A 10,510-nucleotide genomic window follows, 5' to 3' on the forward strand; every position below is an offset into this window, starting at 1 on the left:
GCACGGCTCTGCGCGCGCATCTGGCCAAGGCGGCCCGGGGGCAGGCCTTCGTGCTGCAGGGCGGCGCGTGCGCCGAGAGCTTCAGTGAATTCACCGCCGACATCGTGCGCGATACCTTCCGCGTGCTGTTGCAGATGGCGGTGGTGCTGACCTTCGGGGCCAAGGTTCCGGTCATCAAGATCGGGCGCATGGCGGGGCAGTACGCCAAGCCGCGCTCCGCCGATACCGAAACGAAGGGCGGCGTGACCCTGCCATCCTACCGTGGCGACATCATCAACGGCTCCGACTTCACCGAAGCCGCGCGCGTGCCCGATCCCGCGCGGATGGAGACGGGGTATTTCCAGTCCGTCGGCACGATGAACCTGCTGCGCGCGTTCGCGGGGGGCGGTTACGCCAACCTGCACGAGGTGCATCGCTGGAACCTGGGCTTCGTGGAGCGTTCGCCGCTGGCGCAGCGTTACGGCCAGCTTGCCGAACGCATTGGCGAGACGCTGGACTTCATGGCCGCGTGTGGGCTGACCGCCGCCACCACGCCGCAGATTGACGAGACCGAGTTCTACACCTCGCACGAGGCGCTGCTGCTGCCCTACGAACAGGCGCTGACCCGCATCGATTCGACCTCGGGCGAATGGTACGACTGTTCGGCCCATTTCGTCTGGATCGGTGACCGCACCCGCCAGCCCGACGGCGCGCATGTCGAATTCCTGCGCGGCGTGCGCAACCCCATCGGCATCAAGGTCGGTCCCACCACCACCATCGAGGATCTGGAGCAGCTTCTCGACATCCTCAACCCGCAGGATGAAGCCGGCCGTATCTCCCTCATCTCGCGCATGGGGGCGGGCAAGGTGCGCGACCACCTGCCGCCGCTGCTCGATAAAGTGATGGCCACGGGGCGCACGGTCACATGGCTATGCGACCCGATGCACGGTAACACGAGTTCCACCAGCACGGGCGTCAAGACCCGTTCGTTCGATGCCATCCTGTCCGAAATCCACGGGTTCTTCGATGTGTTCGAGGCCGCGGACGCCAGCCCCGGCGGCGTGCATTTCGAAATGACCGGCCAGAACGTGACGGAATGCATCGGCGGCGCGCACCGCCTGACGGAAGATGACCTGGGCGAACGCTACGAAACCTTCTGTGACCCGCGCCTGAACGCGGAACAGTCGCTGGAGATGGCGTTCCGCCTGGCCGAGGAACTGAAGACGCGGGTGCGTCATATTGGGGGCGGAGCGCGCTAGTTCCGCCGTTGGGGGAATTGGAGGCGACATGACCCAGGGTGAGGGCTCCGGTGAAGGGGGCAGGGCCGCGCGCGCGGTGGCGGAGGATGTGATCGCCGCCCGCACGGATGCGTATTTCAATCGCACGCGGGCCATTGTCGAACGCTTCGGTGACAGGAAGGTGACGTACGCCATCTTCCTGCGCCGCCCCGTCATCTCGGCCCCACGGCTCATGGTGGAATGGGTGGGCGCGGTGGCGGCCCGGTGCGGGGCCGACATCGAATGCACGGTCATGTTCCCCGAGGGGACATGGGTGGGCGCGGGTGAACCGCTGGCCTACATTACCGGTTCGTTCGCGCGGCTGGCCCCGCTTGAAACGCTGATGCTCCAGTTGCTGGGGCCGGCCTGCGTCGCGGCCCATAATGCCTACCAGATGGCCATGGCGCTGCCGCACGCGCGTTTTCTGGCCATGGAGGCCCGGCATTGCGCGGGCTTCGACATGCAGGAACAGATGGCCTATGCCGCCTCGGTGGGGAGTAGCGCCGCCCGCAAGGAAGGGGCGCAGGGCTTCATCGGGGGGGCGAACGACGCCACGGCGCATTATTTCGGCACCTCCCGGGGGCTGGGCACCATGCCACACGCGCTGGTGGGCTATGCCGGGTCCACCCTGGCGGCGGCCGAGATGTTCCATGCCGTCTATCCCGATACGGATCTGGTGGTGCTGGTCGATTACTTCGGTCATGAGGTGACGGACGCGCTGGAAGTCTGCCGCCATTTTCCCGAACTTGCCGCGACCGGGCGGCTGGCCGTGCGGCTGGATACCCATGGCGGCCGGTTTCTGGAGGGGCTGGACCCGGCCTCCTCCTATGCCGTGCTGGAGCGGCATACGCCGGGCAGCATCCGGCGTTACCGCTCCGACAAGGAACTGCGCCACCTTGTCGGCACCGGTGTGTCCGCCGCCGCCATATGGCGGATGCGCGAGGTGCTGGACGAGGCCGGTTTCCCCCATGTGCGCATCATTGCGTCATCGGGCTTCAGTGTGGAAAAATGCCTCAGCATGGCGGACGCCCACGCCCCGGTTGATGTGATCGGCACCGGTTCCTTCATTCCCGACCGCTGGTCGGAAACCTATGCCACGGCGGACATCGTGGCCTATGACGATACGCCACGGGTCAAGGTGGGGCGGGAGTTCCTGCTCCGCCGCAACAGCAACCTGTAGCGCGCGGCCCCCGGATGCGGGGTGGATAACGAAAGGCTTCATCGTGTCGGATACCATTTTTGCCCCTGCGGAGGGGTGGCGCGTGCGGATTCTGGATCTGTCAGGCGGCGCCGAGGATAATATCGTGGAGGAGGTCGGTGGCTTCCCCGACCTGATCCAGGCCAACGCCTTCGCGCGCGCCTATGTGCGCGACAGCATCGAGCGGTGCCGCATGGCGGGCCTTTCCCCTGCCGAGGTGCTCAAGGCGTGGTTCTCCTTCGGGGAAGACGCGGAGGTGCTCGAAGCCGGTGACATGGGCTGGCGCTCGGCCAATGAACTGGACGATTTCGCGGCCCATGCCGCCACACCCATGGAGCGTGACTGGCGCGCCTTCGACCCCCGCCGCGCCGAGGATGACGACGCGGAGGACTGAGCGCGCGCCCATCGCGCATTGATGGTCCATGCTCTCTGGCGTTTCGGGCGTGATCGCCGCATATAGGGGGCATGAAACTCCGTTTTGCGCCCAGCCCGACCGGGCTGATCCATGTTGGCAATGCGCGTCAGGCCATTGCCAATGCCCTGTTTGCCCGCCGCCACGGCGCGCGTTTCCTGCTGCGTATTGACGATACCGACAGGGGCCGCTCGAAAGAGGAATACGTGCAGGCCCTGCAGGATGACCTGCGCTGGCTGGGCATCGGGTGGGACGAATATGTCCGCCAGTCGGACCGGCTGGACCGCTACGCGCTGGCCATCGAACACCTGAAGGCCAGCGGGCGGCTTTACCCGTGCTTCGAGAGCGAGCAGGAACTCGCCTCCAAGCGCGAGGCGCGCATCCGCATGCGCAAGCCCCCCATCTACGACCGTGCGATGCTGCGCATGACCCCGCAGCAGCGCGCGCAGGCCGAAGCCAATGGCAAGGTGCCGTACTGGCGCTTCAGACTGTCCGACCACCGCACGGTGGAATGGAATGACCTGGTCATGGGGCCGTCGCGCGTCAAGCTGCCCGCCATTTCCGACCCGGTGCTGGTACGCGCCGATGGCACGGTGCTGTACACGCTGGCCTCGGTCGTGGATGACATGGAACTGGGCATCACCCACGTCATCCGGGGCGAGGACCATGTGACCAATACCGGCGTGCAGATCGACATTGCCGAGGCGCTGGGCGCGAAGCGCAACCGTTTCACCTTCGCGCATCTGCCGCTTCTGCTGGATGAGGGCGGCGGCAAGCTGTCCAAGCGTTTCGACGGGCTGTCGATTCGTGCGCTCAGGCAGGACGGGATCGAGCCTTCGGCCATCGTGTCCTACCTCGCCCGCCTTGGCAGCGCGGATGACCCGGCCCCGCTTTCGTTTGATGAACTGGCCGCCAGCTACGACCTCGGGCGCGTTTCACGCTCGGCCGCGCGCTTCGACATGCGGCAGTTGCTGGGGCTGAACCGCCGCATCATGCACGCCATGCCGTTTGAGGAAATTCGCGCCCGCCTGCCCGAAGGTGCGACCGAAGCCTTCTGGCGCGCCGTGCGCGGCAACGTGGACATGGCCAGTGAGCTGCGCCACTGGTGGGACGTGGTGGCGGGCGAGATCGTGCCCCCCGTCATGGACGCGCAGGACACGCCCTTCCTGCTTCAGGCGCTGGAATGCCTGCCCGCCGAACCGTGGGATGACACGACATGGAAAACATGGACCACCGCCGTGCGTGAGGCCACGGGCCGTACCGGGCGCGACCTGTTCCACCCCCTGCGTCTTGCCCTGACGGGGGAGGACAGCGGGCCGGAAATGCGCGACCTGCTCCCGCTCATGGGGCGCGAGCGCGTGGCCGGGCGGTTGCGGATCGTGTCGCGCTGACATGAAAAAGGCCCGGATGGAACCGGGCCTTTTTCATAAGTGATTTGAAAATAACTGATTGATAAAGATAAAAGTTTTTGGGTGCCGCCTTTTTTCAAAAAGGCGGCGTTTGCTGAAGCTTTTTGAAAAAAGCTTCAGCACAAACTTCCTTACAATTTACAGAAATACTCCGCAGGGGGGGGGCGTTCAGCCCGCCTGTCGCGCCTTGCGCCCGCGTGAGAGTTCGGTCACCACGCCATGCAGCGTGCGCAGTTCCTGCTCCGTCACCTCGCCACGCAGGAAGAAATGCCGCAGGTTGCGCACCATACCCGCGCGCTTCTGCTCATTGCGCAGGAAACCGCACTCATCCAGATCGGTGATGAGATGGCGCATGAAATTATCCAGCTCGCCCCGGGTGGCCACATGCGTCTCGTTGGTCATGAGCGTGCGCGGCGGCGTGTCGTCATGCGCCATCCACCATTCATACGCCATGATCATGACCGCCTGCGCCAGATTGAGCGACATGAAGGCGGGGTTGAGCGGGTAGCGTATCAGGCGTCGGCGCGGGCCATGTCCTCGTTATCCAGCCCCGCGCGCTCAGGTCCGAACATGAGCCCGACCTTCAGCCCGCGCCCTGTCATCTCACGCAGTTCGGCGGCCCCGCCACGGGCGGTCAGCACCGGTTTTACGATATGGCGCGGGCGGGGACAGGTGGCGAAGACATGGTGCAGGTCGGCCACCGCGTCATCCACCGTATCGAACACCGTGGCGGATTCGAGTATGCGGTCCGCCCCCGAGGCGCTGCGCCACGCGCGTTCCAGCGGCCAGCCGTCACGCGGGGCGACAAGACGCATGTGGAACAGCCCGCCATTGGCCATGGCGCGCGCGGTGGTGCCGATATTCTCGGCCATCTGGGGCCGCACAAGGATCACGACCGGGCTGTTGCCGATGGGGCCGATATCCGCCCCGCCATCACGCCCGGTCATGCCTGCCTCCATGTCGTGCCCTGCGGGCCATCCTCAAGTACGATGCCCTGCGCCGCCAGTTCATTGCGTATGGCGTCGGCCCGGCCAAAATCACGCGCCCTGCGCGCGGCCAGACGTTCGGCAATCAGGGCTTCGATGGCGCTGGCGTCAACGGTGCTGCGGCCACGGAACCACTGTTCGGGTGTGTCATGCAGCAGGCCGATCAGGTTGCCCGCCGCCCTGAGCTGGCGGGCGGCCAGCGTGTCGCCACCCAGTGCGGCATCGGCCAGCGCGTGCATTTCCGCCAGTGCGCGCGGGGTGTTCAGGTCATCGCACAGCATGGCCACGAAGCTGTCGGGCGGTGGGGGCAGGGGCTCCGGCTGTTCGGGCAGGTGTTCCAGCGCGCGGTAAAAGCGGTCGAGCATCTGGCGCGCTTCATCCAGCCCGGCCTGCGTGAAGTTCAGGACCGAACGGTACTGCGCGCGCAGCAGCAGCAGGCGCAGCGCCTCCGCCGGGGTGTCGCGCAGCACGTCGCGCACGGTCATGAAGTTGCCGAGTGATTTCGACATCTTCTCCCCGTTGACCAGCAGCATGGCGTTATGCACCAGTGCGCGGCGAAGCGCCCGTGCGGGTGGCAGCACATGCTCTGCGCGCGTTCGTTTTCATGGTGGGGGAACAGAAGGTCCGACCCGCCGCCATGAATGTCGAAACTCTGCCCCAGGTAACGGTGCGACATGGCCGAACATTCGATATGCCAGCCCGGCCGCCCGCGTCCCCATGGGCTGTCCCAGCCCGGCGTCTGGTCGTCCGATGGCTTCCACAGCACGAAATCCCCCGGATCGCGCTTGTAGGGGGCGACCTCCACCCGCGCGCCCGCGATCAGGTCATCGGGGCTGCGGCCCGACAGCGCGCCATAGGAATCGTAGGTGCCCACCGCGAACAGCACATGCCCTTCGGCTCATAGGCGTGGCCGCTTTCGATCAGGCGGCGGATCATGTCCTGCATTTCACCGATATGGTGGGTCGCGCGCGGTTCCACGTCGGGCGGCAGGATGGAGACGGCGGCCAGGTCGTCATGGAAATCACGGATGGTGCGCGCGGTCAGATCCGCTATGGATTCGCCATTGGCCAGCGCGCGGGCGTTGATCTTGTCATCCACGTCCGTGATGTTGCGCACGTAGGTCACGTGTGGGTACAGGTGGCGCAGCAGGCGCACCAGCACGTCCGCCGTCAGCATGGCGCGCAGGTTGCCGATATGCGCCAGATCATAAACCGTGGGGCCGCAGTAATAGACGCGCACGTTCAGCGGGTCGAGCGGAACGAAGGGAACGGTGCTGCGGGTTCTGCTGTCGTGCAGGTGCAGGCGGGGCTGTGTATCGGACATGATGCGTCTAGATGCGACAGACAGCCGGTGGGGCGCAAGACTTCATCTGTGTCTCCCGTGGGGGGCGGACAAAAGGGGCGGCGACCGGCAGGCCACCGCCGCCCTTTCAGCCGATTTCCTGCCCGATCTGCTTGATGTCGTGAAAGGCGAGATCGGGGTTCCCTTCCGCCGTGCGGCGCATCATGAACGCCGAGGACGCCAGGAAGACCGGGTCGCCATCAATATCGTCCGCCATGGCGGCGCGGTTGGCCATGCAGAATGTCTCCAGCTTGTCGCGCGGGCCGGTGACCCAGCGGGCCAGGTTGTACGGCGTCGATTCAAAGCCGATGGCCACGCCGTATTCGCCCCTGAGCCGGGATTGCAGCACATCAAGCTGGAGCGTGCCCACCACGCCCACGATGGGCGGCGCGCCGTCCTGCGGGCGGAAAAGCTGCACCACGCCTTCCTCCGCCAGTTCGGTCAGGGCCTGGCGCAGCTTCTTGGCCTTCATCGCGTCATCCAGCCGCACGCGGCGCAGGATTTCGGGGGCGAAGTAGGGCACGCCGGTAAAGCGCAGATCCTCGCCTTCGGTCAGGGTGTCGCCAATGCGCAGCGTGCCGTGGTTGGGGATGCCCACCACGTCCCCCGCGAAGGCTTCCTCGGCAAGCTGGCGGTCGCGGGCGAAGAAGAACTGCGGGGTATGCAGCGCGAACTGCTTGCCGATGCGCACGTGCTTGAGCCGCATGCCGCGTTGCAGCCTGCCCGAACAGATGCGCGCGAACGCCATGCGGTCGCGGTGGTTGGGGTCCATGTTCGCCTGGATCTTGAACACCAGCGCGGTCAGCGCGGGTTCATCGGCGCGGACATTGCGGGTCTCGGTCGCCTGGTCGCGCGGCGGCGGGCCGAAGGCGGCCAGCGCGTCCAGCAGGTCGGTCACGCCGATTTCCTTCATGGCGCTACCGAAGAAGACCGGTGTGAGATGGCCGGCATTGAAACTTTCACGGTCAAAGGGGGGAAGTGCCGCCTCGACCAGTTCCAGATCCTCGCCAAGCTGGACCATGCGCGGGTCGGACTGGTCCAGTTCCTCGCTCACATGCAGTTCGCGGCTGCGCAGGTCATAGGTGCCGACGAATTTGGCCGCCCGCCCCACCGGCCATGTGGCCGGGGCGGTGTCCAGCGCCAGCGAGGACGAGATTTCATCCAGCAGCGCGAACGGATCCTGCGATTCGCGGTCCATCTTGTTGATGAAGGTCACGATGGGAATGTCGCGCAGGCGGCAGATCTCGAACAGCTTGCGCGTGCGCGCCTCGATCCCCTTGGCGGCGTCGATCACCATCACGGCGGCATCCACCGCCGTCAGCGTGCGATAGGTATCTTCCGAGAAGTCTTCATGGCCCGGCGTGTCGAGCAGGTTGAAGATGCAGCCGCCATATTCGAACGTCATGACCGAGGTCACGACCGAAATGCCACGGTCACGCTCGATCCCCATCCAGTCCGAACGCGTGCGCCGCCGCTCGCCCTTGGCCCGGACATTGCCCGCCATCTGGATCGCGCCACCGGCGCGCAGGATACGCTCGGTCAGCGTGGTCTTGCCCGCGTCGGGGTGGGAGATGATGGCGAATGTGCGCCGCCGGGTGATTTCGGCGGCAAGCGAGGTATCGGCTGCGGGGGCGTTCACGAGCGTGTCCATTCCTGCGGCTGGCCCGGCGGGAAGGCTGTGGAACCTGGCAGGGGCCAGAAACGCGGACGCCGGACGCGGGGACAAGGCCCCACGCCCGGCGTCACGCCTGCCCGGTTCCGGGACCAGATCAGCGAGAGTAGAATTCGATGACCAGGTTCGGTTCCATCTGGACCGGATAAGGAACGTCCGACAGCTTGGCCGAGCGCAGGAACGTGCCCTTCATCTGGCGATGATCGACTTCCATGTATTCCGGAACGTCGCGTTCGCCGCTCTGGGCCGCATCCAGCACGATGGCGAGCTGCTTGGACTTTTCACGCACTTCGATCACATCACCATCGCGCACCAGGTAGGAGGGGATGTTGACCTTGCGGCCATTGACCGTGATGTGGCCGTGGCTGATGAACTGGCGTGCCGCGAACGGGGTGATCGCGAACTTCATGCGGTAAACAACCGCGTCCAGCCGGCGTTCCAGCAGGTCGATCAGGTTTTCGGAGGTATCGCCCTTGCGGCGGACGGCCTCGTCATAATACTTGCGGAACTGCTTTTCACCGATGTTGCGTAGTAGCCCTTCAGCTTCTGCTTGGCCATCAGCTGCACGGAGAAGTCGGACGGCTTCTGCTTGCGGCGCTGGCCATGCTGGCCGGGGCCATACTCGCGCTTGTTGACCGGGGACTTCGCACGGCCCCACAGGTTCACGCCAAGGCGGCGATTGATTTTGTACTTGCTCTCAAGGCGCTTGCTCATGTCGCGCTTTCTCTTCATTCATCTGCATGGCCCGTGGGAACACGCGCCATGTCGTTGCACCGGTAGGTCCTGTTCCCCATGAACAGGACGGGCGCGCCACGTATTACCGGCGCCGGGGAGCAATCACCCATGGGCGCCAGCCGTATCGTCCACGTTCCCGGCAGTCGGGCGCGTATAGAAGTACTGCGGGGGCCGTGTCAATCATCACGGTGTGCCTGCCGTGCCGAAAGCGTGTATCGCACACGCCCGCCCGCCTGTTATGAAGCGGGAGCGAATGAATTTTCCACCATGATGAATAAAGGGTCTTTGCGCATGGAAACGCCATTAACGCAGCGCTGGGGGCTGTTTGTCGGGCTGGGCGTGGTCTCGCTCGTGCTTGGGTTCATGGCCTGGGTGGATGCGCTGGTTGTCTCGCTGGCCAGCACGATCCTGCTTGGCCTGCTGCTGTTCGTGGCGGGCACGCTGCAACTCGTGCATGCCTTCGCCGTGCGGGACTGGAGCGGCAGGCTCATGTCCATTCTGGGCGGCGGGCTGTATATCCTGGCGGGCGCGATGATGATGGAGGAACCGGCCACCGGCTCCATGGTCATTACCCTGTTCATCGCGGCCTGTCTGGTGGTGTCGGGTATCGGGCGCATTGTCATGGCGTTCCAGCAGCGCGGGCTGCAGGCTGGTGGCTGATCCTGCTCGGCGGCGCGATCAGCCTGCTGGTGGGGGTGTGCCTGTATATGACGCTGCCGTGGTCGGGGCTGTGGCTGATCGGCACCTTCATTGCCGTTGAACTGATCGCCAGCGGAATCGGCTGGGTCCAGTTCGGTCTGGCGCTGCGCCAGGCCGCCTACCTGCCGCCGGAAAACTGAGCGGCCAGGGCGCGCTCGACCGGGTTGCCGGCGCTGACGTCCAGCACGGCGCGCAGTTCATCGGCGGTCATGCGGGCCTCGAACGCGGGGCCGCCGGGCTGGAACAGGTTCGCGCGTGACAGTGGCCCCGCCATGACCGGGTCAAAGCCCGCGTCATGGATCAGCCAGCCCGTCGCATACAGCGCCTGCGTGACATTGCCCGCCATGGGCAGCCCCATGCGTGGGGGTGGACGCCCGCTCTGCGCGGCCAGTGTCGTCATGTCCTCGGAATTGAAGGCCCTGACCACGGCGGCCGAGGGAAACAGCGCCTGCGTGGTCAGCCCCGCCCCGTCGCGCTGCGCCAGACGCCCGATTTTGCCATCGCGCCATGGATAGGGATTGGTGGCATCCACCACGGGGCGGCTGCCCAGCAGCGGCCCGATGCTGTTGCCAAGCTGCGGCAGGGCGCCATAGGGCACCGCCAGTACGACCACATCCCCGAATTCCACCACGTCCTGCGTGCTGCCCGCGTGAGCGAGGGGGGAGGAAAACCCCGCCGCCCGTTCCGCCGCGTCCCGGCGGTCAAGGGCGGAAAACATGACCTGATGCCCGGCCCCGATCCATAACCGGCCCAGCGTGCCGCCGACATGCCCCGATCCGACCATGCCGATGCGCAGGGGCGG

At 65.8% G+C, this 10,510-nt stretch carries 6 protein-coding genes and 4 pseudogenes; 5 read left to right on the forward strand and 5 right to left on the reverse strand.

What is annotated here, in order from left to right; all coding sequences use genetic code 11:
* Positions 1–8: 8 nt before the first annotated feature.
* From JCM25156_RS05240 to gltX, 4 genes are all read left to right on the forward strand, one after another.
* The gene (locus JCM25156_RS05240; RefSeq protein ID WP_084296450.1) at positions 9–1,238 is read left to right on the forward strand and encodes a class II 3-deoxy-7-phosphoheptulonate synthase; all 1,230 of its coding nucleotides are present in this window, start codon (positions 9–11) and stop codon (positions 1,236–1,238) included.
* Between the two features lie 28 nt (positions 1,239–1,266).
* A complete protein-coding gene (locus tag JCM25156_RS05245; protein ID WP_025812370.1) occupies positions 1,267–2,436 on the forward strand; it encodes a beta/alpha barrel domain-containing protein in 1,170 nt (389 codons plus the stop codon).
* Positions 2,437–2,479: 43 nt separating this feature from the next.
* Entirely contained in the window at positions 2,480–2,848 is a 369-nt protein-coding gene (locus JCM25156_RS05250; protein ID WP_025812371.1) for a hypothetical protein, read from the forward strand.
* 71 nt (positions 2,849–2,919) lie between these two features.
* Positions 2,920–4,257, forward strand: coding sequence for a glutamate--tRNA ligase (gene gltX / locus JCM25156_RS05255; protein WP_025812372.1), 1,338 nt, complete (start codon positions 2,920–2,922; stop codon positions 4,255–4,257).
* 186 nt (positions 4,258–4,443) lie between these two features.
* On the opposite strand, the pseudogene JCM25156_RS21735 reads toward gltX, so the two are convergent.
* From JCM25156_RS21735 to rpsD, 4 genes and pseudogenes are all read right to left on the reverse strand, one after another.
* Positions 4,444–5,222, reverse strand: a pseudogene (locus JCM25156_RS21735) (RNA methyltransferase).
* A pseudogene (gene cysS / locus JCM25156_RS21740) lies at positions 5,219–6,584 on the reverse strand (cysteine--tRNA ligase). Before cysS ends, JCM25156_RS21735 begins: the two co-directional pseudogenes overlap by 4 nt.
* 106 nt (positions 6,585–6,690) lie before the next feature.
* On the reverse strand, positions 6,691–8,253 hold the full coding sequence (locus JCM25156_RS05270; RefSeq protein ID WP_025812373.1) for a peptide chain release factor 3: 1,563 nt from the start codon (positions 8,251–8,253) through the stop codon (positions 6,691–6,693).
* 118 nt (positions 8,254–8,371) lie between these two features.
* A pseudogene (gene rpsD, locus JCM25156_RS05275) lies at positions 8,372–8,988 on the reverse strand (30S ribosomal protein S4).
* A 312-nt stretch (positions 8,989–9,300) separates the two neighbouring features.
* Between rpsD and JCM25156_RS21745 the strand changes: the two are divergent.
* Positions 9,301–9,848 (forward strand): annotated as a pseudogene (locus JCM25156_RS21745) (HdeD family acid-resistance protein).
* Here the strand turns inward: JCM25156_RS21745 and JCM25156_RS05285 are convergent.
* Positions 9,827–10,510: NADPH-dependent F420 reductase (locus JCM25156_RS05285; RefSeq protein WP_025812375.1), on the reverse strand; the 684-nt coding region annotated here is incomplete at its 5' end. The pseudogene JCM25156_RS21745 and the gene JCM25156_RS05285 overlap by 22 nt on opposite strands.

Source organism: Komagataeibacter kakiaceti JCM 25156 (assembly GCF_000613305.1).

Bases quoted from the DNA above. Each gene is read 5' to 3' on its own strand.
- JCM25156_RS05245 (WP_025812370.1), top strand. From the start codon at position 1,267: ATGACCCAGGGTGAGGGCTCCGGTGAAGGGGGCAGGGCCGCGCGCGCG.
- gltX (WP_025812372.1), top strand. From the start codon at position 2,920: ATGAAACTCCGTTTTGCGCCCAGCCCGACCGGGCTGATCCATGTTGGC.
- JCM25156_RS05270 (WP_025812373.1), bottom strand. From the start codon at position 8,253: ATGGACACGCTCGTGAACGCCCCCGCAGCCGATACCTCGCTTGCCGCC.